A 24,303-nucleotide genomic window follows, 5' to 3' on the forward strand; every position below is an offset into this window, starting at 1 on the left:
GAGTATAAGCAAAAATAAGAAATTTCGTGGTAAGATTCCGATTGCTATACTATATTCGGTAATACCGGTCTCATTATTTTTTTCCAAAAAAAGTAACCCAGATTGTTTTCAAAATAATGGTGATATCTCCCCAAAAACTTCGATGATAATAATAGTCTAAATTCAACTGTACTTTATCCGGAAAAATAACACGGTCGTTGTAAATAATAGGCGATGCCTGTTTTTCTAACAAATATTTTTCTGTAGTGTATTTTAAGGAAGCTAAACTGGTTAATCCAGGTTTTAATTCTAATATTTTACGCTTTTCACCTTCTAATAAATCATAATAACCTGGCAAATCCGGTCTTGGACCTACGATGCTCATCTCCCCTTTTAAAACGTTAAAAAGTTGAGGTAATTCGTCCAGTTTATAGTTCCGAAGTAGCTGACCTATTTTAGAAATACGAACATCTTCAGAAGACGATGAAATTTGTATGGTACGGAGTTTATAAATGGTGAATGGTACACCAAATTGACCAATGCGCTCTTGGATGAAGATTCCATTAGTACGCGTATCGATAACTGCAAGCAGCCAAGAAATCAGTACAACCCAAAAAAATAAGAGAAGTGTGAAGAGGGAGAAAATAATATCAAAAAAACGTTTTGTCATACCTTTGGAAGTATTTTATGTGGGATAAAAATACAAGCAAAAAACGAATTACAAAACCCTGAAAACCATTTTACGAGTAACAAACTTTCGGACTAGTAAATAAATAAAGGTCAGTAGCACTAAAAATCCACCGATAAAGAAGAAGGTTAAATACCCTTTGGTATCCATATAAATAACGAATCCGTTTAATGCCAATTGAAATCCTGCATAAACCAAGGCAACTAAAACATGGGAATAACCCATTTCATTGGCTAAATATTGGTACAAATGGGAACGATGCGGCTGAAATATATTTTCTTTTTTAAGCAATCTATTGATGATGGTGATAATAGCATCGATCCCATAAACGGAAAAGAAAAGAATATACCCGAGTTGCCCTGAATCAATAATGGTCTTTATCATAAAATAGCCCAAAAAAAGTGCCATACTAATACTCCCAACATCCCCTGCAAAGGTTTTAGCTTTTTTTCGAACATTAAATAGTCCAAAAGCAAAACAAGACAATCCCATAGTAATTAGCAATGGCAAATTGGTTTCATTAGTGGGTAAAAAAGAAAAACTAACGATAGCAGTTAATGCGTATAAAACCGTTATGCCGTTAATGCCATCCATAAAATTGAAAGCGTTTACCCAGCCTATCAGCAGTACAAACACAATAGGAAGCAACCAGACGGGTTCATGAAATAAGTTTAATTCATAAAAAATCAAGCCGACAGCTATAACATGTGATACAAATCGGGGTAATTGGGATAACGGCTTGATATCGTCGATAAAACTAACTACCGCAACCAATACTACTGCAAGCGTTACTACCCAAGAAACGTATCCCAAAAAAAAAGCGATACTAATCGCTATTGGAAAAATAATCCCACCACCTCTTAAAGTAATGGAAGTATGCGACGATCTACTATTGGGTTTATCAATGATATTGTACTTATCCGCTATTTTAAAATAAATAAGTTCAATAACTAGGAATAATATAAATATGAAAATGTAAACCATTTTTTAATTGAATATTGTAAAATGTATATTATTATCGCTTTCTATATAAAAAGGAGAATCTCTAGGTATCGTTGTCAAATCGAGCGCAGTCGAGATTCAACAACTAGTCTCGGCTTAACCTGCCCTGCCCTTTTGACGAAGGGCTTGACTTGACAAACCGTTTTAAAGAAACGAAATCCATCTGTTTTTTCTAACATGGAACTCGAAACCTACAAAGAAACCTTACAATTTATGCTTCAGCAATCCCAAAAGATATTCTCCATATCCGGATTTTTTTAAAGGTTCAGCCAGATCTTTTAGTTGTTGTTCCGTAATAAATCCCTGTCTCCAGGCAATTTCTTCAATACAGCCTACTTTCAACCCTTGGCGCTCTTCAATAACCTGAACAAATTGTCCAGCTTGCATTAAACTATTAAAAGTTCCGGTATCTAACCAAGCGGTTCCTCTGCTTAAAATTCCTACTTTCAAAGCCCCTTTTTCTAGATACACTTTGTTCACATCAGTAATTTCGTATTCCCCACGAGCACTTGGCTTGATATTCTTGGCAATTTCGACCACTGAATTATCATAAAAATACAAACCGGGTACCGCATAATTTGATTTCGGTTCCAACGGTTTTTCTTCAATAGAAAGCGCTTTAAAATTAGAATCAAATTCGACAACACCGTATCGTTCTGGATCTGAAACGTGATAAGCAAATACTACCCCACCTTCAGGATTTGTATTGGATTGCAACAATTCATCCATATTAGAACCAAAGAAAATATTATCTCCTAAAACCAAAGCCACACTGTCTTTTCCGATAAATTCTTCTCCAATAACAAAAGCTTGCGCTAAACCATTTGGAATCGCTTGTTCAGCATAACTGAATTGACAACCTATTGCCGCTCCGTCCCCTAACAATTTCTTGAAATTAGGTAAATCATGTGGAGTGGAAATAATTAATATTTCATTGATTCCTGCCATCATCAAGGTAGACAACGGATAATAAATCATGGGTTTGTCATAAACCGGCATCATTTGTTTGCTCATGGCCAGCGTTAACGGATGCAAACGGGTTCCAGAGCCCCCAGCTAATATAATTCCTTTCATTTATATATTTTTTTAAAGACTTCTCAATCAAAAAAGTCTGTATTATTTTTTTACAGATAATTTAAAATCTAATAGGACTGTCTGCTTAGCAGATTATTATTATTTAACGAATCACACAAATTTAAACGAATTCCTTTTTAGTTATTTTATAAAATCCGTACAAATCTGTTTAATCTGTATCATCCGTGTGCCATTTTATTCTTTAGATAACTATCAGGATAAACATTAAATCTAATTAATATTTTTTTTTTAATTGTATAAAAATAGCACTTAAGAATAAATTAATTTGAAACAATATCTTTAAGAATATTGTTTTTCATAATACGATGCATATTCCCCTGAAGTAATATTATTCAGCCAAGTTTGGTTTTCCAAGTACCAATTTACAGTTCTTTCCAATCCTTGCTCAAAAGTAACCGAAGGTTTCCATCCCAACTCTTTGTTTATCTTACTCGCATCAATCGCATAGCGCAAATCATGCCCTGGACGGTCTTTTACATAAGAAATCAATTGTTCAGACGTTCCTGATGCTCTTCCTAATTTCTCATCCATTATTTTGCAAAGCAATTTGACCAAATCAATATTTTGCCATTCATTAAATCCGCCAATATTATAAGTATCATGGTTAACACCTTCATGAAAAACCAAATCAATCGCTACTGCATGATCTTCAACAAAAAGCCAGTCACGGGTGTACTTTCCATTTCCATAAACGGGTAAGGGTTTGTTTTGAATGATATTATTGATGAATAACGGAATCAATTTTTCCGGAAAATGAAACGGTCCGTAATTATTGGAACAATTGGTCAACACATAAGGCAAACCATACGTTTCTCCATAAGCCCGAACAAAATGATCGGAACTGGCTTTTGAAGCCGAATAAGGGGAATTCGGGTCATAGGCAGTTGTCTCGGTAAACAAACCTTCGGCACCCAAACTGCCATAAACCTCATCAGTACTGATGTGGTAAAAACGTTTCCCTTCATAATTCCCTTGCCAAGTAGCCTTAGCCGCATTCAATAAATTCATGGTTCCGATAACATTTGTTTTCACAAAGGATAATGGATCAGTTATAGAACGATCCACATGAGATTCGGCAGCTAAATGCAAAACACCATCAAATTGATGCTCAGCAAATAATAGGTCAATAAATGGTGCATCAACGATGTCCCCTTTGATAAAAGTATAATTAGGGGCTGCTTCTATATCAACAATATTTTCGAGATTCCCGGCATACGTAAGTGCATCTAAATTAAAAATTTGATACTGTGGATACTTGTTCACGAAACGTCTTACTACGTGGGATCCAATAAAACCCGCACCACCGGTAATTAATATTTTTTTCATTTTTAGATTTTATGTTTTTTAATTAGTTTTAACAAACTCCCGAAATTCATTTTTTGTTTGCCCCAAAACCCTAAAGGGAGCAAAAAATAAATTATAGAAGACGCTTATCTTATATAAAATTAAGTCCTGCATTTTCGAGCTCCCTTTAGGGACGGGGTAAAACGAAAATTTTATGAAATCATTATCCTTCTAATTTTACAAATTCTTTAATTTTATTTAAAACATCAGAGATATTTGAAATAACCTCTTCATTGGTAAATCGTATGACTTTTAAGCCTTGAAATTCAACAGCACTGGTTCTTTCGGCATCTAATCTTTTTTGCTCTTCTGTTTGATGATAACCGCCATCAATCTCTATAACTAATTTTAATTGATGACAATAAAAATCTGCTATGTAATTAAGTAGCGGATGCTGCCTTCTAAATTTACACCCCTCCAATTGATTATTCCTCAACTCTAACCACATTATTTCTTCCGCTTTGGTAGCATTCCCCCTTAGTTTTTTAGCATTCGAAAAAATCTCTGGTGCGGCATCTTTCCACATGTTATCAGAGCGGAATGGGTTTCTTTTCATTTGAATTGTTTAAAACAAAATATTGAGAGTTCCTTTTTTGTTTACCCCTGCCCGCTGCGGGGAGGGCAAAAAAATGAACACTGAATACGATTTACATTAGATCTCATTTGAAATTAAGTCCTGGATTTTCGGCTCCCTTTAGGGACGGGGCAAAACGAAAATTGTATCATTTAAACATTTTCGCAAACTTTCCTTATATTCTGGTACACTCACCCCATATATGCGCTTGATTTTTGTTTTATCCAATAAAGAAAAAGCTGGACGCTTTGCAGGTGTAGGATAAGCCGATGAAGGAATACCATTCACTTCACAAGTATAACCTCCAATTTCCTGGATAGCCAAAACAAATTCATACCAACTGATTTCCCCTTCATTCGAATAATTATAGATCCCTGGAATCCACTCTTGTGCGGTTATAATGTCCATCATTACCTGAGCTAAATCGGCCGCATAAGTTGGAGAACCAACCTGATCATTGACCACACCAATACTGTCTCGTTCTTGCAACAAACGTTGCATGGTTTTCACAAAATTATTTCCAAACCTGCTGTACACCCATGATGTTCTGATGATAATTGTATCGGGATTGACTTCTAAACAAGCCAACTCTCCCGCTCTTTTGGTTACTCCATACACATTAATAGGTTGCGTTGTGGCTTCCTCGGTCAATGCAACGGATGAAGTTCCATCAAAAACATAATCGGTAGAAATGTGAATTAATTTAACTGAATTATCTTTGGCATATTGAGCTATAATGGACACCGCTAAATGATTGACAATATCCGCTAATTCTTGTTCTGTTTCTGCTTTATCTACTGCCGTATAGGCACCACAGTTCAAAATAAAATCTGGATTAATCGTTTCTAATTGACTTTGTAAAACCGACAAATTATCCAATGAGATTTGCGTTCTATCCGCAAAAACCCATTCAAATTGGGAGTAATTATTAGATAATACTTTTAATTCCGAACCCAATTGTCCGGTTGCTCCCGTCACTAAAATTTTTTTCATATTATTCAAAAGTCCAATCAATTTGGTCAAAGTTAGGCAATATCAAATCCTTTTCAGAAACAATAACTTCTTCAGGACTCACCTGCCAATCAATCGCTAAAGTAGGATCATCATAACGAATCCCTCTTTCGCTCTCCTTATGATACAATTGATCTACTTTGTATAGTACCGAAGCGGTTTCACTCAAAACCGAAAAACCATGGGCAAATCCGTGGGGAACCATCAATTGTTTTTTATTGTCTGCACTCAAAACCACACTGAAATGTTGCCCATAAGTAGGGGAATTTTTGCGTAAATCGACCGCTACATCAAGGATTTCTCCTTCAAGCACCCGTACCAATTTAGCTTGGGCAAAAGGATTAATCTGCAAATGCAATCCCCGAATTACGCCACGTTTGGAGAAAGACTGATTGTCTTGTATAAATTGATATGAAATCCCATTTTCATAAAATTTAGCCTGATTGTAGGCTTCAAAAAAATAGCCTCTTGAGTCTTCAAAAACTGTCGGGGTAATGATTACTAAATCATTTACAAATGTTTTTTCAATGGTCATATTGTGAATTTTTATACTTCTAATTATGTGAATACTTCTAACTCATTTTAGCAAGTATAATTATTTTATTATTTGTTAAAACAGCTCTTAACGCAGTAGTATTTAATTTTTACAAGTTCAGAAAAAAATGTATCAAGAAATTGAAAATTAAGAAAACGGGTATGTTTTTATATGGACCAGTCACGATCCTTTATCTCTTCATATACTTTTTGAATCCCCTCTTCCAAGGTAATTTTCGCTTCCCAACCCAATCCATTCAGTTTAGAAACATCCATCAATTTACGGGGAGTCCCATCGGGTTTGGTAGTATCTGTCAAAATTTCTCCTTCAAAGCCAACTGTTTTCTTTACTAACCGAGCTAAATCCAAGATAGAAATATCCTCGCCGATTCCAATATTAACCAATCCCGATTCATTATAATTTTCCATTAAGAACAAACAGGCTTGTGCCAAGTCATCAGCATATAAAAATTCTCGCTTTGGACTACCGGTTCCCCAAATGGTTACAGTTGCGTCTCCATTGCGTTTCGCTGTAATAAACTTGCGCAACATTGCTGGCAATACATGTGAATTTTTTTGGTCATAATTATCATTTGGCCCATATAAATTGGTAGGCATTACGGAGATAAAATTACAACCGTATTGATCCCTATACCCATCGCACATTTTGATACCCGCAATTTTAGCAATCGCATAGGGTTCATTAGTAGGTTCTAAAACTCCCGTTAATAAATAATCTTCTTTCAGCGGCTGTGGCGCTAACTTTGGATAAATACAGGAAGAACCAAGGAACATCAATTTCTTAACTTTATTGACATAGGCTTGATGGATTACATTATTCTGAATCATCAAATTCTCATAAATAAAATCAGCTCTGTAAGCATTATTGGCGACAATTCCCCCAACTTTCGCTGCTGCTAAAAAAACATAATCTGGTTTTTCCTGTGTAAAAAAGTCAGCAACTGCCTGTTGATTCCGTAAATCCAATTCGGAGGAAGTACGCAACACAAAATTGCTAAATCCTTGTGCTTGTAAAGCCCGTAAAATCGCGGAACCAACCATACCCCGATGACCTGCGATATATATACTATCGTTTTTATTCATGTACTATTCTGATTTTCAACAACCTCCACCTAATAACAAAAATAATTCTTGTGTTGTCAAGTCGAGTGCAGTCGAGACTCACATGATTTGTCTCGACTGCGCTCAACTTGACAAAGCGTATTGCGAAAATCACATTGATTAATTATTGCTTTTTGGTACCTCTTTGTCAAAGTTTTGAACTTTGACAAAGAGTACAATCGCCCTATTCAAACTGGTTTTTGATAAAATACCCCGCTTCTTTCAACATTTTTTCTTTTTTAAAATGCTCCACATCTGATGCCATCATTTCTTTGACTAACATAGGCAAATCATATTTAGGTTTCCATCCTAATTTCGTATTCGATTTGGTTGGATCTCCTATCAACAAATCAACTTCGGTTGGACGGAAATAGGCAGCATCAACGGCTACTACTTCTTTTCCTATTTCAATTTGATAATCAGGATTGGAGCAAGAAACTACATATCCTTTTTCAGCTACTCCTTCTCCTTTGAATTCAACAGCAATACCAACCTCCGAAAAAGACATTCGTACAAAATCACGAACGGTAGTAGTGACTCCTGTAGCAATAACATAATCTTCCGGTTCCTCTTGTTGCAAAATCAACCACATTGCTTCTACATAATCTTTAGCATGGCCCCAATCGCGTCGAGCATCCAGGTTTCCTAAAAATAAATCTTCATGTAATCCCAACGCCATTTTAGATATTGCTCTGGTAATTTTACGGGTAACAAAGGTTTCTCCACGCAACGGACTTTCATGATTAAACAAGATACCATTACAAGCAAACATACCATAAGCCTCCCTGTAATTCACAGTGATCCAATACGCATACATCTTAGCAACTGCATAAGGCGATCGAGGGTAAAAAGGTGTAGTTTCCGATTGTGGAACTGCTTGCACCGAGCCGTACAATTCAGAACTGGAAGCTTGATAAATTTTCGTTTTTTTGGTTAAATTCAATATGCGTATCGCTTCCAGTAAACGTAAGGTTCCTAAGCCATCTACATTGGCAGTATATTCCGGGGTATCAAAACTCACTTTTACATGACTCATGGCTCCCAAATTATAGATCTCATCTGGTTGCACTTCCTGGATAATACGAATTAAATTCGTGGAATCACTCAAATCACCGTAATGCAATTTGAAACGTACATTTTTTTCATGTGGGTCTTGGTACAAATGATCAATACGATCCGTATTAAACAATGAACTACGACGTTTAATCCCATGTACCTCATATCCTTTTTTTAATAAAAAATCTGCTAAGTAAGCACCATCTTGTCCTGTAATTCCTGTTATAAGTGCTATTTTCATACTTTTTATTTTCTAAACGAAACAAATGTTTTTAATAATCCTTCCTTTGTCGTAACGAGCAACGATTTCCCAATTGCATTAACAATTTTTTGATTACTCACCACATAATTCTCCGTTAACTTTTGCAAGCGTTCTGAATTAAGTGGCAAATGCAAATGGTCTCCTAATTTTGCAACACCTTTAATCCAAGAGGCTGGAATATTCAAAATCGTGTTTTTTTTTCCTAAACTAATTCCTAATAATTGAATAAGCTCATTTGTAGATAATGATTTATCATCCGAAACTTGGTAAACTCCTGAAGGTATCATACTATTTTCTAATAGTTCTTTTATCACAAAACAAAGATTTTCAACACTCAAAAAAGAACGTTGATTCTCAAATGCCCCCAAAGGCCAAGGCAAACCTTTGGCGACTAATTGGTATAACAAATTTAGATTTCCTTTGTTTTCATGGCCATGAATCATGCACGGTCTTAGGATATAAACTCGTTTCCCTATTGTCAATTCCTTGCTCAAAAGATACTGCTCAGCCCTATGTTTGGATATACCATAATGAGTTTTAGGATTAGGAACAGTGTCTTCTGTCAAAATACCTTTTACTTCATCTGCCACTGCTTTTACGGTACTCATGAAAATAAAAACCTTAGCATTAGATATCACGAAAGAATCAAACAATTGTTTTGTCAATTCAAAATTAGCATCGTAATAATCGTTAGGATTGGATACCTTTTTTAAATCGTGCGCTTTGCCAGCCAAATGAACAATGGCATCCGCTTTCAGGTCAAATCGTTGATCGGGCATATAACGCACACTCATAGGACTAACATCATGTGAGTCTTTTAAATACTCTTGAAGATTGTGTCCAACAAATCCTGAGCCGCCTGTTATTGTGATTTTCATTTACTTGAATTGTGATAAAGCCTCCCTATTTAATTTCTTCCTTTCAGAGTCAAAAAACCAACCCCATTTATTAAAGTAGCTTATTGCAGAGCTTACAAATATTTTAAATAATTTTTTACTTTTATTGGCTCCTGATTCATATTCATGCACCACCGAAACTTTTGGGAAATAGATTGTTTTATAATTTTGGTGCATTCTTCTTGATAAATCCCAATCTTCAAAATACATGAAAAATTTATCGTCATACATCCCTACTTTTTTTATCGCATCTAAATTGAGTAAGGTAAAACACCCTGAAAGTACAGGAGCATTGTAAATTATATTTTTCGGCACCTGTCTCAACTCATATTCATTGATGAATTTCTGATAAGCTCTTACTGGTTTTTTAATTTTCCTTTTAAATATACTAAACGGACTAGGCAAAAGTTTGGGTAAATTCTGAATACTTCCGTCTGTATTTAAAATCTGTGGCATCATCATACCAATAGCAGAATCCATTTTCATATATTCTACCATAGGCGTAATCACATCTCCCTCAAAATAAATGTCTGGATTAACTATAAAATGATAGTCTGAACCTGATTCTATTGCTTTTTCTATGGCTATATTATGTGCTGAACCAAAACCAGGATTAGATGGATTATGAACGTAGATTATTTTAGAATGATTACATAAATCGCTTAACTCATCACGAAGTGAATTGTCTATCAAATATAATCTTTCATTTAATCCATATGCAAGTAAACTATTTATTACTCTATTTAAAACTATTCTATCAGTATTATATAAAACAATTGAGGATGTAACTTTCATTAATTATTTAATTCTAAATGATCAAAAATTTGAATTATTTTTTTTGCGGAAAAATCCCAATTAAAGAATTTTGCACTTTCTACACCATTCATTTGCAATTCTCTCAATTTTTGATTGTTATTTATTAGCCCTTCTATTTCTATTTGCAAAGATTTATAATCTCCTGGTGAAAACACGATACAGTTTACATTATTAATTGCAAATTCACTAACACCTCCTGAATCACTTGTTATAACACCACACCCACATGCCATAGCCTCTAGGGGAGGCAACCCAAATCCCTCACTATAGGATGTAGAAATAAAAATATCCGATTCTTGGTATACTTTCACTATTTCTTTATCTGACTTTGGTTTAACAACAATAAACTCTGAAACATCGAAATCACTTAGATCATCATGACTTATCAAAACAACTTTTTCTACTTTTTCTTTTATAGCAGTAGACATGGTTGACCATGCATCAATAAAGGTTTTCAAACCTTTTAATGGATGTTTTCTTGCTACAAGACATAATTGTATTTTATCACTTTTAAAGGTTTTTCGTTCTGTTGAATTAAAAATTGAATGATTAAGTGCTGGATAAACTATTTTGATGTCCTTTTTGAAACTTCGATATTGCTCACAGAACTTCCGAGATGAATAATGTGAATTAAAAATAAATGAATAATTGTATCTAAAAGAAATTTTAGCCAATACTTTATATATCCTCAATAATAGCTTGCTTTGAATAATCATACCATCATTGAAAATATTATAATCATCCGCCTGAACAAATCTATACCTCAACTTAACAGTAAGTAAAAATCCTAATACAGACATAATTGGATCAGACGTTATTATACGAGATTCTTTTTCATATTTATTTAAATAAAAAAAAGTATTTATAACATTCTTTATTTTTCCGATTTTATTATGTTCAAATTCACCTATTGATTTAAATTTTATGCGTTCATCTATAGAAAAAGTATTAATTTCCTCTGAATTGTTTGGGTAAATTATTTGAACTTCATAATCATTGACTAAAACATTTGCCAATTCAAAAAACACTCTATTCCCTCCACCACTTTTTATTTGAGGTGTTACAAAAACAATTTTTTTCATTTCTTATATCTGATTATTGTATTGGCAGTTAATTTATTTATGATATGTGCACTATTCAAAAAAATTTATTTGATAATTATAAGGTACTAATTTTGCCTGAGTATCGAGTAAATTAATTAATAAAATAGCAAACCCATAAACTATAAATAAAATATAAAGTATGAGGCGAGTTTTTTTATCAAAAACTTGAAAGAATTTAGGGATTAATAACACTAGAAAAACATTAAAATAATAACCTAATCTCACCATCACCATAAAATCTCTAAAAAAACTCAATAAAAACAAATAGATAAAAAATCCATTTAAATATAATTTTGATTCTTTCGACAATCTCAAGATTCTATCATAATAAAATAAACACGAAAAACCAATTAGTAGCTTTGACAAAAAACCAACACCTAATTCAGCACTTGCATTAGCATCATTATTTATGACATTACCTGAACTAAAATACGCATCATATCCAGGAATTAAACCAAAAAATGATTGAATAGGTAAAATGAATGGTAGTAAGTATGCAACGCATAGTATCGGAAACCATAATTTCCCAATATTATTATTTAACACAAAATATGCAAGTATTAACAAAATCGCACTATAATGAAAACTAGTAGCCAGTGCAATACAAATTATATATTTTATTAGATTTTTATTTATTATATATTTTATCCCATAAAAGAAAATAGATATTGCTATATATTGCCTTATAATATTAAGGCTTTCGATAAAAATCCCACAAAAAAGCAATAAAAAAACTGACAAAAAAACATCATCGGAATATCTTTTTATTCCTTTATAAAATAAACTAAAAGTTATTAGTGATGAAATTAAAAAAACAAATTGGACATTAAGACCAAGGAAAAAAATTATTAAATTAATAATCCTAAATGCAGGTTCGGTTTTTGAATCGGATATAGACGCAAATATAAATGTATAACTTTCATAATCTATACCAACAAAATATCTTAATCCCGCGAAAAAAGAAACAGTCAATAAAGAAACAATCCATAAAAATTTACTTTTTGTTACTTCAGATACAAAAGCTAATAGGGATGAGAAAAATAATACTACATAATATACGAGCATTATTCTTGAATTAAAACTTTAGAAAACAATTTTAATGTTGAAGAGTAAGAAAAATATTTTTCGAAATGAGAAATACTATTGTTATAAGTTCTTATATTAGGATCTAAATCTTCAATGATTTTTTTAAAAACTTCTGGTTTCGATGTTGTAATCATTGAACTACAATTTTCTGCTTGATATCCAAAAAAAGCTAAATTTGTACCTATAATTTTTTTTCCATACATTAGTGCTTCGGCAACCTTAACCTTCATTCCACCTCCATAAAATAATGGACAAATAACAGCATTAGCGCCCTCATAAAAACAAGAAAGATCTTCTACACTATTATGAATTTCAACATTTTCGGTTTTACTAATGAAAGTCCGAAGTTTTTCCATTTCCTTCCCAACAATGACTAATCTCACATTTGGAGATAATTTTACATTATTAATGAACCAAAGAATTCCTTGAGTGTTCGCATAAAAATAACTACCTACAAATAGAATTGAAATTAGATTATTATCAATCTTGTCATAGGAATTTAAATTTTGTCTCATTGATTTAAAAGATACCGGAATTTTAATAATTTCCTTCTTTGTATAAAGTATATTTATAAGCTTTTCATCTTCATTTGTAAGACATATTATTTTATCAGACCACTTTGCTGTTAGAGATTCATTAAAAAAACAAGAAGGGAGCCTGAAAGCATGTAAGATACCCCCAGTATAAACTATTTTCTTAATGAAATCAAATTCAACATTATGATAAAAAGCAATTAGTTTAACATTAGGATACATTTTCTTTATTTTTTTTGCCAATCTTCCATAAACAGAGCTATCTAAAAAAACTAAATCATAATTCTCGGATTTAATTTTTAATAAAACATCTATAATATGATTTTGATTAAGCCCTCCCGAATATAATTTTATAAGATTCAGTAATCCTACAATTATAGCTTTATATCCCAAATTATTATTTGCAGATAGATTGTAAACATGTGTTTCAGCACATAACTCTTTAACAGATTCGTAGTTTCGGTTTGAGCATTGCCAGCCACCACTTTTATTACTTAACAAATTTGAGGAAATAAATAGAGCTTTCATACTTATTATTTATCCAATGAATTTAATTGTTTCTTCAATTCTTTTAAATATTCAAGTCCGTATAATAAATCAGGTTCTAAATGATTTCCTTCTGCCCATTCATTCCAAGACTTGATAAAAGAAATTCTATTGTCTTGAGGTTTATGTAAGATATTAGAAAAAACTTCCTTAACATGTTTGCCAAATAGTTCTGGAGTAGAATCTGTTAAAATAAGAGCTCTTTTTCCACTACGTGGAGAATGATCCCAATTTGGTATTATTGTTGGAATACAATTCAAATCTCTATCCTCATTTCCTGAAAAATAAGGATAAAATTCTTTATATTTATATTTCTTTAATCTTCCTGAAAACCTTTGAAATCCTCTTTCGATTTTAGTAGTATTCAACCTCATATATTCTGTTAATCGCACAATATTAACTGCATCAAATCCTTTACTGAGAACTAAATCTCTATTTTCGGGTGTTGTAATTTGACCTATAAAATAAACTCCTTTCAGACCGTTTTCTATTGCCCATTTATTCCATAATTCAATAAACTGTGAAATATCAGGAAAATCTAAAGGTCTATAAAGCATAAAAACTGGCCTATCATCAACTGTAATATATCTTTTATCTAAAAAAGCTGGTAAAACTGCATAAAAATGTTTTTTATAGTCTTCAATGCCTAAATACTTTTGTTCTACTAGAATTTGATTTTTCAAACCGTGCCAAACTCCACTCCAAGTTTCATTAGCCCAAGCTAGACAGAAGGGGAAATCAGGCTCTTTATTTAACACTACTTCCTCTACAGTTTTTTCCAAAATTCTTTTTCCACCTCCAAACCAATAATGCCAATAACAAAAACCCTCTATACCATATTCTCTTGCCATATTAGCTTGTGCCAATCTAACTTCTGGCAATCTTAAATCATAATATCCTAAATCTGCTGGAACTCTCGGTTGGTAATGCCCCTCAAATAAGGGTTTTGCTTTCCCTACATTTGTCCATTCTGTAAATCCTTTCCCCCACCATTCATCATTTTCTTTAATAGGTTGAAATTGAGGTAAATAGGATGCTATTAGTCTTACTTTTTTTTCCATTAATTAATTTCTCTAATTATTCTTGCCGGATTACCTCCCGCAACACTATTTCTCGGTATTGATTTTGTTACTACTGCATTTGATCCAATGATACTATTTTTCCCTATAGTTACACCTGACAGAACAACTACTCCCTCTCCTAACCAAACATTGTCTTCAATAATCACTGGGCCTTTACTATAGAGCTTTCTTTGGCTTGGCGGGAGCAACAAAGCTTCTTTGGTAATTTCTCCATGAAAATGGTCACTTATATAAACTTTACTTGCCAATAAAACGCCATTACCTATAACTATCTTGTTTATAGCTCCAATATGACAATCTTTTTGGATAGAAACGTTATCGCCAATTCTTAATTGAGGATTAAATTTATCTCCTAAAAACGCATCAATCACATCTAAACGTAATCTTTGGTCACAACCAAAATTCTTACCAATTGTAATGTATTCTCCTCCTTGCAAATAAAGCGGATATTGAATATAAACAGACCCTACTTGTTTAAACTCATTCGATTTCCACATAGAATATAATTGATTCCATTTCAAATTTAACCAATTAAATAGCTTTGGTGAAAATATACAGTAAACAACATATAGTATTGCTCGGAGTATTTTTTTTATTATTTGCTTCATTTTACAAAATTTCATTAATTATTTAAGAAACTTTCTGAAGAAAAGTTGCCAATTAGATTGGTTAATAATAAAAGCAATAACATTTTTAGGGAATAAAAATATAGCCTTAAATTTAAAACGACTTACTATAAAAAAGTCAAATTTCTTTAGGTATTTGTTCTCACTTTCTAAGTACAATTTATCAAAAACATCATAATCGATAGTTTCTTTTTTAAAAGGTTTTCCCATTTTGTGAGAAGTAACTAGTTGTTTCAAATGCACTGAAAACTCTTTTTCTGTAATAATATGTTTCTTAATCTCTTTCCCTTTTTCTTCTCTGTACGATTTGCTTTCTATCAGTTTTAAAGCTTCAGCCTTAAATGAATCTAGAGTTGTGTGAGTGATTTTATAATCTGAATCCCTATTCCAATTTATAAATCCTTCTGTGTAATTACAAGGTATGTCTTCAGAACTATATGATAAAATGGGTTTAGCTAAACTTGCGGCATATTGCCCCATTAATCCTCCTGTAATAGGAAAAGTACTTAAATAAATTTCACAGTTATCAAAAACATGGGTTATATCGGATCGAGAGCCTAGTAAGAACAACTTGTTTTCATATTTATTCTTTAATATAAAGTCTCTAATTGGTGATTCGTCCCCATTACCAGCCAGCAAAATCACAACTTTGGGATTTAAATTGATAAGAGTTTTTAAGAGTTTAAAAAACATACCCGACTTTCCATACATTTTATAATAAGCACCACCAGTAAAAATCTTAATTGCATCACTAGGTATTAGTTTTGGAAAACCAATAAATGGCTTACAATCTATTATAGGATAATAAGGCTGCATTAGCAACATACTCTCAGACAAACCCCTTTTTTCGCTAGAAACTGTACATCCATAATCTCTAAATTCTAGTGAATAATCTATACATTTTGTTCCTAACCAAAAAGCATGATCGGTCAAATTAACCTGATAGCGAGTTACTTCTTTCAATGCATTCCATATACTAACAGCTATGGCACTAGAAGGCAATAAATGAAGAAATGCTTTTTCAGGTTTAAAATCTACTACCTTATTATATACAGATTTAATTCTTTCTGTTTTTGATAAAGATTTATCTACAACAAACAATTCTGCTTTTGAATAAGATTTAATCTCGCTTAATATTTGTTTAGAGGAAGCCAAGTCATTTCCTTCGAAAACAAATAATATTTCAGCTCCCCAACTAATCAAAGCACGCAAGTATTGTTGTGTCAATCCTCTATTGTCTAGTGCAAAAACATCATAAAAAACAACTCTTCCTTTAATTGGAGTAAATGTCGTTTTTTTTGTAATAATTTTACCTGAAATTAATATCAAAAGATCTTCTAAATCTTCATCTGAATATTTCCAATTGAAAGAATAAGCTAAATCTGCAGCATCTTCAATATATTTTAATGAAAGTTCATAATTTTTATTTTCAAACTCCTTTTGTGCTAAGGCCTTTATTTTATTAAAAACAGCTTGAATTTGTAGTGACGTTAATTTACTCATTTCTTATTTTCAATTTAAAAATTAAATCTAGCGTTGTGTTTTAGCAAATTTAATTTTAAAAACATCTTATTATTATATTAAAGACTTTTTACTTTCTAAATATTTTTTTGCGAATTAACTCATTTATATTTATAATTTTATTTAGCTTAAAATAAGAAAACAATACAGCTAAAACTATTATAATTCCACTAAAAAAATATTGAAGATATCCATTAAAGTACAGTACGTTAAAAAGTGTCAAAATAGTTAATACTCCAAAAAAAGCAATATAAAGTAAATTTATATTAGTGAATCTAAATTTACCCAAATAAGATGTTGAAAAATAGACCGCAATTAATTTAATTAGACAAGCCCCAACATAGGCTATTCCAAGCACAATAAATCCAAAGAAGTCCCAGCCCAGAAAAACAAATAATAAATATGCAACAGACCAGATTCCATCAGTAAAAATATTAAAAACACCCTTGTTTTTAGCAAGAAACATAACACCTAACGGCCAAGCGATAAGTACAATAAATGAACCTAACATTTGCCATTGAAGAAGAGGAATTGCCGCCGAAAATTTAGAACTGTAAAGTATAGTTATCCCTAATTGAGCAAAGGCAATTAATCCTATTATTAGTGGTGAACCAACTAATAATGCAATTTCCATCTGTTCATTTATTAAATTATTAGACGCTTTATCATCAGTATTTATCTCACTAAGTCTAGGGAAAAAATCTGCAAGCATTGCATTAAGTACTATACCTAAATAAAGGTTTCCAATCATCCATGATGCTTGAAAAACTCCAACTGCTTCAATGTCTACTTTTTTAATTATATAAGCCCTAACAATATACATTGTTCCTGTAGCTACAAATCCTGTAACCACAATAAAAAAACCAAGTCGTGCCATATCCAAACCGCCCTTAAACGTTTGAGCAAATGTTAGCTTTGGATCTACTATTTTAATTTTTCGAGAATACCACCACGATACAAATACTCCTCCAAGAGCCGTCAATATCATTCCTGGTACAATTCCATCAACACCAAGCCACCAGTAGAAAGGTACTGTTATAGCTATTCCTACTACTGCCCCCCAAAGCGTTGCTTTAGCCATTTGGCCCATTTGGCGAAGACCTTGAAGAAGTGCAAGTTGCCCTCCCGCAATACTTGATAAAAAAAGCGTTACTGATAGTATAGCAATACTTAATGCATATTTATCATTGCCGAAAGAATAATTGCTTAAAGGAACACATAAGACAATTGTAACAAGCATTCCAAGAATTCCAGTACCTAATGCCCAGCGCCGAAGTATTGTGATTGTTTGCGATATTTTTTGATCATTTTCAGATGCATTAGCTTCAGCTATATCCTTTACTCCACTGAAGTTTATTCCAAAACCAGTAGCATTTCGAACAAGCTCAGTTGTCGCTTGTAAAATACCTATTAAACCAACGCCAGATGGGCCTAACAATATTGCTATTATCTTTGTACGAATAATCCCTATAAGTATCGAGAATAATTGCGCACCTCCAACTATTCCAGTAGCTTTAATTATTTGCTTACGGGATGTATTGTCTTCCATTATTTATTAATGTTATCAGTTTTGTCTAATGCAATTTTTAAAGCTATCAAAAATCTGAATATTTTGTAATCAGATGAACAATTTTGATTTTCATGCCACCAAAACTGTTCCATAGTATGATCATAATTTTCACAAGCAGATCCTTTACTGAGTTTTTTTCCGTAATAATCATTAAATGATTTACTCCAGTAATGATTAATTTGCATTGAAAAGTTTTTATTATTACCTGTTCTATGAATATTCCATTTTATAAATTTTTTAAATTCATTTACCGGAGGAATTATAAAAGTAAATCCTAACATCTTAACAGATACAGGAAGTGTATGCATTGAGCTATAATCACTTATAGCATAATCTGTGTTGCAAATTATTTTAGCTCCTATATATAGTTTTGGCCAACTTACGATATATTGTTCTATATCAAGTTTTGAAGGATCGTGTTTAACTTGTCCTGAAGTCCCAAACATTTTCCAATATATTGCTATCGATGGATAATTTTCAAACTTACGCAGCCAATCGGGAATTTTCGACTCATTATATGGACAAATGAATTCATCAAAATCTATATAAGCAATCCATTGGCTATCTTTGCCATATAAGTCAAAACAATTCTTGTACGCTGTCATCTGTCCTTGCGGTACAGGCCAATCAATAAGTGTTACAATACCTTTTTCAACATAAGGCTTAAGAACTTCTATATAATTATCACTTGAAAAATTATTATACAAATAAAAATGTTGAACACCAACAATTTGATGGTATTCTATCCATTCCCGCATATTATGAGCTTCATCCTTGAAAATACCGCAAACAGACAAATAATATTTTTTATTTACTTTTTTTGGTCGGTTTAATACCAGAATAAATTTATAAAGTACATCAAAAAAAGGAGAAAGAAGCATCTTTACAGTTCCTTTCAATGTCATTTTAGTTGATTCATCTCCAATCAACAATCTGTTTTTTAACATTATTTTTTATTTAAAATGATTGTAGTATACTTAAACAAAATCCAATTAGAACATAATAAAATGCTTTTTAATTTTCCAATAATACCACTATTGAAAAACATCTCACGCACTCCTCTTTTATCAAGTTTTTTATAAGCATCTTCAATAATTTTTAAAATTGCAATACTATCTTGAGTTGCAAATTGTTTTTTCTGTTTTAAAAACAATATAAGAAGTCCATAAATTTCTTGTAATCTTTCATTTCTAAAATCAGCGATTACTTTAGCATCATCAAAATTTTGAACTAATAGATCTTCACTCATTCGACTTCGCTCTAACACATCGAATCTTCGTTTGCTCACCTTATAAATTAAGGATTCATCATTTTGTCTATATATATATTCGCCCTTGCTAAAAGCAACTTTTTTACAATTAAGAACAACTTTCCTGTTAATAAATTCATCAATGAAAAATCTATCATAATTGAAACTATGTTCGCGATATTGATTAGTTTTCATCATTCCTCGACCATGAATTTCCCATTTAAGATACTTTAAAAATGCATCTCGACTTGATATATTCGGAAATGTTCCAAATTTTTCATTGAAACTAAAAGTTTCTATTTCATTGTGAGGGAACCAATGTATTTGATCAGGAAGTATAAAATCGGCATTTTCAGATAGTGCTGTACTGTGCATTTCTTCCAACATATCAGTGCTCATTTTATCATCAGCATCCATAATATATAACCATTCACCTTTACTCTTTTCAACACCAAAATTTCTTGCATTTAAAGCACCAGAATTTGGAATATTAAACACCGTTATTCTTTTATCGAGTGATGCGTAATATTCTAATATTTCCAGCGATTTATCTGTGGAACCATCGTTTACACAAATAAGTTCCCACTCTGTAAATTTTTGATTAATTATTGAATCAATCGTTTCCGAAATAAAATCAGCTGCATTATATGCAGCCATTACTACTGATATCTTAATTGTCATTATACAATTTTTAAATTATTTATTACCCCCCTTTGAACAGCTGGCAATAATTAGGCATCTAAAAGTACTAGAAAACATTTTCTAACATTTAGTCAAACTATTCATATTTATTTATAATTTCAACCACTTTTTTGATTTCTTCTTGGGCCATCACAGGGCTTATAGGTAAACTCAAAACTTCTGAATGAATTTGCTCCGTTAGAGGAAATGATAAATTATTATAATTTCTGTATGCATTTTGTTTATGTGGCGGAATAGGATAGTGAATTAAAGTTTGAACACCATTCTCAGTCAAATATTTTTGTAAATTATCGCGTTCTTTGCATCTGATTACAAACAAATGCCAAACATGAGTTTCATCATTTCTTGCAGCAATTTTAGGCAAAGTAATTTTTATATTCTTAATATTTGAGCTATAATAACTCGCAATTTGTCTTCTTATAGTATTTTCAGAATCTAAATATTTTAGTTTTACTGATAGAAATGCTGCCTGAATTTCATCCATTCTGCTATTCAATCCTTGATATTCATTTACATATTTTTGAGTCGAACCATAATTTGCCAATGCTCTTATTGTCTTTGCCAAGTTACCATCATTAGTAGTTACAGCACCACTATCACCAAGTGACCCTAAATTTTTACCCGGATAAAAACTAAAACCTGCAGCATCACCTAAATTCCCAGCTTTTTCATTTTTAAAAACTGCTCCAATTGCTTGGGCGTTATCTTCAACTATCTTTAAATTGTATTTTTTTGCTAATGTTTCTAATTGCTCACTCCAACATATTTGTCCATATAAGTGAACTACTAAAATTGCTTTGGTTTTGGGTGTTATTGCAGCTTCAATAATATTAATATCTAAATTAAAATTACTAAAATCTGGCTCAACAAAAACGGGGGTTAAACGGTTGTCAGAAATTGCAAGTATTGAAGCGATATAGGTATTTGCAGGGACAATAATCTCATCTCCTTCGTTCATAATTCCTAATTCAATATAGGCTTTAAAAATCAATCTTAAAGCATCAAGTCCATTAGCACAAGCAACAGCATGTTTCGCACCTATATATTGAGCCAATTCTGTTTCGAATGACTGCACTCTGTTGCCTAACAAATACCATCCCGAATCAATCACATCAGCAGCAATTTGTTTCAATTCATTTGCATATTGCTGGTTTATTTTTTGTAAGTCTAAGAATTTAATCATCATAGTGTAACTTAATTTAAAACAGTTTGTTGTTTTTTAATATAATAAATAAAAAGTATTTGGATATATTAATACAGAAGTTGAATAGAAGGGTTAATTAGTCATTGAAAGCTAAATTATAGTTAGCCTTTATAATGAATGGACTGATTATTCATTATATTAAATTGGTCTCGAAATAATCACTTCAAATTTCTCCTTTAATTTCAAAAAAGGTGTTTCAATAACTTTATATGAAATTATTGAAACAATAATCGTAAAAGACAATGAATAAATAAAAGAGGCTAAAGAATTTGAGGGTAGTATTGTGATTTTTGCAATCATATAAGAAGAAACTCCATTCCCCAATAAATGATACATATATAAACCATATGACCTTTTTCCTAAAAACACGAATAATTCCTTTGAAAATAATCTTTTCAAGTAATTACTATTTGAAACAGAAAACAACACCATTGAAGTGGATATACCTACAAATGAATAACTTACGATTAACCAATAAGAGATATCTTCGATGTTCGGCAATAAGTATAATGAAATAAAAAATAATACACCTATTAAGCCTATAATCAAAGGTTTAATTCTTTTTAACATAAAATCAAAACCGCCAAAACCTATAACTATTCCCAAAACAATCGATTCAAAATGAGTAATTGGCAGCACCCAAATTGCAGGATGAGGCACATTATTTGCTATTAGTGCACATCTGATTCCATTAAACAAAATGAAAATTGTGATTAATGAAATTAATTTTTTCTTAAAAGATGAATGAATTAATAGTAGAATAATAATCGGAACAAAAATATAAAATTGCTCCTCATAGGTAATAGTCCATAAATGAGCTATATATGGCATTGGGTTATATTCTCCATAAATTGCAGTCATAATATTATCGGAAAAGGTAAATAACCCAATAATTCGGATCCCAATACTATTTCCTATTGAACCATTAATAAAAGCATAAAGAGCTACAGAAAACCCAATAAATAAAAAATATATTGGCCAGATGCGAAATATTCTTCGCATATAGAATTTTTTAAAACTTATTGTATTGTTTTTATTAAATTCAGCGATTAGAAGTTTTGTAAATAAAAAAGCTGATAACACAAAAAACAAATCGACACCTATCCAACCATTTGTGTGTAAAATTGAAAGATAGGGTATTTTTGACAATAAACTATGGTGGGACAAAAACACTAACAAAAACGCAAAAAATCTTAACCCATCTAATTCTGGAAAATAAATTCTGTTACTATTGTCTTTATTTGTATAATCGTTCATGCGCTATTATATATGGTTAAAATTAATTCATCAGTATGTTTTGCTTCCCTATTTTTGTAAACTTAATAATTCATTAACTACATACTATATTCAATTCCGTTTTTATCTTTATAATTCATATCTAAAATAATTCCTTCTTTAGTAACATATCCTTTTTGAACTGCTGGATTTCCATACCATAATGTGTAAGGAAGAATCGACTTTGTCACAACACTTCCAGCTCCAATTAAAGCGTATTCTCCAATTTCAATTCCAGATAATATTGTAGCATTTGCTCCAATAGATGCACCTCTTTGAACAATTGTCTTTTTAAACTCTTCAGGATATTGTTTTGATCGTGGCACTAAATCATTAGTAAAAGTTACATTAGGCCCAACAAACACATTGTCTCTAATTGTTATACCATCCCAAATCTGAACACCTGTTTTAATGGTTACATTATCACCAATTGTCACATCATTTTCAATAAAAACTTGACAATTGATATTACAATTTTTACCTATTATGGCTTTTGATAATATCACTACAAACTGCCATATCATAGTTCCACTACCTATGTTTTGTGTCTGAACATCTGCTAAAGGATGAATTTTACAAGTCATTTTTATTTAATAAAATTTAAATAATCTTCATACTCTCTCAAATAATCAGTCTCATTATACTCGTGCGAAGCTAGCACTAAACAAATTGAACCGCTAGAAAAATTAATTTCAGAAGCCCAAATCCCTGGTGGGATATGTAAACCTAAATCTGGTCTATTTATTAACACTTGTCTTTTAGTCAAACCATCATCCAGTAAAACTTCAAAACTGCCACTTGCAGCAACCAAAAACTGATGACACTCTTTATGAGCATGCGCACCTCTTGACTCTCCACCTGGAATATCGTATAAATAAAAAATCCTTTTTACAGCAAAAGGTAATTCAACATTATTGTTAACCGTTGTAATATGACCATTTCTATCTCCAATTTGTTTTAAATGCAAAAGATTACATTCATAAACACTATTCTTAACGCTCATCTAATAAATTTTTAAAATCTTCAAAATCTCTGATATAATCTTCCTTTGAGAAATTCTCACTAGAAATATGCAATGATAGCGCATTTGTGGAAAAATTCTCTACATGCCTCCATGTTTTGGCTGGTAGATAGAGACCATAATAACTTCTATTTAAAGAAAATTTTTCACTACTTCCATCAGCATTAGTAATTATAACATCAAAGCTTCCACTCAGGGCCACAATAATTTCTTGCTGTTTAAAATAAGCATGACCACCTCTAATTCCTCCGCCAGGAACATCATAAGTCCAAAAAGTTCTTTGAATTTTAAAAGGAATCTGATTTGGATACTGCACAAAAGTTAAATTTCCTCTTGGATCTTGAATTTTTGGAAAGTCAATAATTCTTGGTTTCATTTATACTTATCTTAAAATTATACTGTAATT

At 31.8% G+C, this 24,303-nt stretch carries 25 protein-coding genes; all 25 read right to left on the reverse strand.

Annotation, left to right across the window (positions count from 1 at the left end):
* Positions 1-73 precede the first annotated feature (73 nt).
* The 25 genes from ACM55K_RS10610 to ACM55K_RS10730 all read right to left on the reverse strand — a co-directional run bounded on the left by ACM55K_RS10610 (position 74) and on the right by ACM55K_RS10730 (position 24,273).
* Entirely contained in the window at positions 74-649 is a 576-nt protein-coding gene (locus ACM55K_RS10610) for a sugar transferase (protein ID WP_416850203.1), read from the reverse strand.
* Between the two features lie 48 nt (positions 650-697).
* Positions 698-1,651, reverse strand: a complete 954-nt coding sequence (locus ACM55K_RS10615; RefSeq protein ID WP_416850204.1) for an MraY family glycosyltransferase — start codon at positions 1,649-1,651, stop codon at positions 698-700.
* A gap of 222 nt (positions 1,652-1,873) precedes the next feature.
* The gene (gene rfbA / locus ACM55K_RS10620) at positions 1,874-2,743 is read right to left on the reverse strand and encodes a glucose-1-phosphate thymidylyltransferase RfbA (RefSeq protein ID WP_416850205.1); all 870 of its coding nucleotides are present in this window, start codon (positions 2,741-2,743) and stop codon (positions 1,874-1,876) included.
* 300 nt (positions 2,744-3,043) lie between these two features.
* The gene (rfbB, locus tag ACM55K_RS10625) at positions 3,044-4,090 is read right to left on the reverse strand and encodes a dTDP-glucose 4,6-dehydratase (protein ID WP_416850206.1); all 1,047 of its coding nucleotides are present in this window, start codon (positions 4,088-4,090) and stop codon (positions 3,044-3,046) included.
* 181 nt (positions 4,091-4,271) lie between these two features.
* On the reverse strand, positions 4,272-4,664 hold the full coding sequence (locus tag ACM55K_RS10630; protein ID WP_416850207.1) for an endonuclease domain-containing protein: 393 nt from the start codon (positions 4,662-4,664) through the stop codon (positions 4,272-4,274).
* A gap of 138 nt (positions 4,665-4,802) precedes the next feature.
* On the reverse strand, positions 4,803-5,675 hold the full coding sequence (rfbD, locus tag ACM55K_RS10635; RefSeq protein WP_416850208.1) for a dTDP-4-dehydrorhamnose reductase: 873 nt from the start codon (positions 5,673-5,675) through the stop codon (positions 4,803-4,805).
* A 1-nt stretch (position 5,676) separates the two neighbouring features.
* Positions 5,677-6,228, reverse strand: a complete 552-nt coding sequence (gene rfbC, locus ACM55K_RS10640; protein WP_416850209.1) for a dTDP-4-dehydrorhamnose 3,5-epimerase — start codon at positions 6,226-6,228, stop codon at positions 5,677-5,679.
* 167 nt (positions 6,229-6,395) lie between these two features.
* Positions 6,396-7,331, reverse strand: a complete 936-nt coding sequence (locus ACM55K_RS10645) for a GDP-L-fucose synthase family protein (protein ID WP_416850210.1) — start codon at positions 7,329-7,331, stop codon at positions 6,396-6,398.
* Between the two features lie 202 nt (positions 7,332-7,533).
* Entirely contained in the window at positions 7,534-8,646 is a 1,113-nt protein-coding gene (gene gmd / locus ACM55K_RS10650; RefSeq protein ID WP_416850211.1) for a GDP-mannose 4,6-dehydratase, read from the reverse strand.
* Positions 8,647-8,651: 5 nt separating this feature from the next.
* On the reverse strand, positions 8,652-9,545 hold the full coding sequence (locus tag ACM55K_RS10655) for an NAD-dependent epimerase/dehydratase family protein (protein WP_416850212.1): 894 nt from the start codon (positions 9,543-9,545) through the stop codon (positions 8,652-8,654).
* Entirely contained in the window at positions 9,546-10,358 is an 813-nt protein-coding gene (locus ACM55K_RS10660; protein ID WP_416850213.1) for a glycosyltransferase family 2 protein, read from the reverse strand.
* Entirely contained in the window at positions 10,358-11,461 is a 1,104-nt protein-coding gene (locus ACM55K_RS10665; RefSeq protein ID WP_416850214.1) for a glycosyltransferase family 4 protein, read from the reverse strand. The genes ACM55K_RS10660 and ACM55K_RS10665 overlap by 1 nt, the downstream gene beginning before the upstream one ends.
* A gap of 51 nt (positions 11,462-11,512) precedes the next feature.
* Positions 11,513-12,547, reverse strand: a complete 1,035-nt coding sequence (locus ACM55K_RS10670) for an EpsG family protein (RefSeq protein ID WP_416850215.1) — start codon at positions 12,545-12,547, stop codon at positions 11,513-11,515.
* Entirely contained in the window at positions 12,547-13,629 is a 1,083-nt protein-coding gene (locus ACM55K_RS10675; protein ID WP_416850216.1) for a glycosyltransferase, read from the reverse strand. The genes ACM55K_RS10670 and ACM55K_RS10675 overlap by 1 nt, the downstream gene beginning before the upstream one ends.
* A 5-nt stretch (positions 13,630-13,634) precedes the next feature.
* Positions 13,635-14,708 carry a glycosyltransferase WbsX family protein gene (locus tag ACM55K_RS10680; protein ID WP_416850217.1) on the reverse strand — a complete coding sequence of 358 codons (1,074 nt, stop codon included), beginning with the start codon at positions 14,706-14,708 and terminating at the stop codon, positions 13,635-13,637.
* Positions 14,708-15,250, reverse strand: coding sequence for a DapH/DapD/GlmU-related protein (locus ACM55K_RS10685; protein WP_416850218.1), 543 nt, complete (start codon positions 15,248-15,250; stop codon positions 14,708-14,710). Before ACM55K_RS10685 ends, ACM55K_RS10680 begins: the two co-directional genes overlap by 1 nt.
* 105 nt (positions 15,251-15,355) lie before the next feature.
* Positions 15,356-16,858, reverse strand: coding sequence for a hypothetical protein (locus ACM55K_RS10690; RefSeq protein ID WP_416850219.1), 1,503 nt, complete (start codon positions 16,856-16,858; stop codon positions 15,356-15,358).
* Positions 16,859-16,946: 88 nt separating this feature from the next.
* A complete protein-coding gene (locus tag ACM55K_RS10695; protein ID WP_416850220.1) occupies positions 16,947-18,425 on the reverse strand; it encodes an O-antigen translocase in 1,479 nt (492 codons plus the stop codon).
* Positions 18,425-19,393 (reverse strand): glycosyltransferase family 92 protein, encoded by a 969-nt coding sequence (locus ACM55K_RS10700; protein ID WP_416850221.1) that lies wholly within the window; start codon positions 19,391-19,393, stop codon positions 18,425-18,427. The genes ACM55K_RS10695 and ACM55K_RS10700 overlap by 1 nt, the downstream gene beginning before the upstream one ends.
* A complete protein-coding gene (locus ACM55K_RS10705; protein ID WP_416850222.1) occupies positions 19,393-20,376 on the reverse strand; it encodes a glycosyltransferase family 2 protein in 984 nt (327 codons plus the stop codon). The genes ACM55K_RS10700 and ACM55K_RS10705 overlap by 1 nt, the downstream gene beginning before the upstream one ends.
* Positions 20,377-20,473: 97 nt before the next feature.
* On the reverse strand, positions 20,474-21,580 hold the full coding sequence (locus ACM55K_RS10710; RefSeq protein ID WP_416850278.1) for a DegT/DnrJ/EryC1/StrS family aminotransferase: 1,107 nt from the start codon (positions 21,578-21,580) through the stop codon (positions 20,474-20,476).
* Positions 21,581-21,739: 159 nt separating this feature from the next.
* Positions 21,740-22,858, reverse strand: a complete 1,119-nt coding sequence (locus ACM55K_RS10715) for an acyltransferase family protein (RefSeq protein ID WP_416850223.1) — start codon at positions 22,856-22,858, stop codon at positions 21,740-21,742.
* A gap of 77 nt (positions 22,859-22,935) precedes the next feature.
* Positions 22,936-23,460: an acyltransferase gene (locus ACM55K_RS10720; protein WP_416850224.1), complete on the reverse strand. Its 525-nt coding sequence runs from the start codon at positions 23,458-23,460 to the stop codon at positions 22,936-22,938.
* Between the two features lie 2 nt (positions 23,461-23,462).
* The gene (locus tag ACM55K_RS10725) at positions 23,463-23,879 is read right to left on the reverse strand and encodes a sugar 3,4-ketoisomerase (protein ID WP_416850225.1); all 417 of its coding nucleotides are present in this window, start codon (positions 23,877-23,879) and stop codon (positions 23,463-23,465) included.
* Positions 23,869-24,273 carry a sugar 3,4-ketoisomerase gene (locus ACM55K_RS10730; RefSeq protein ID WP_416850226.1) on the reverse strand — a complete coding sequence of 135 codons (405 nt, stop codon included), beginning with the start codon at positions 24,271-24,273 and terminating at the stop codon, positions 23,869-23,871. The genes ACM55K_RS10725 and ACM55K_RS10730 overlap by 11 nt, the downstream gene beginning before the upstream one ends.
* Positions 24,274-24,303 lie beyond the last annotated feature (30 nt).

It is taken from the genome of Flavobacterium arabinosi, assembly GCF_048158725.1.
In the GTDB taxonomy this organism is placed as follows: Bacteria; Bacteroidota; Bacteroidia; order Flavobacteriales; family Flavobacteriaceae; genus Flavobacterium; species Flavobacterium arabinosi.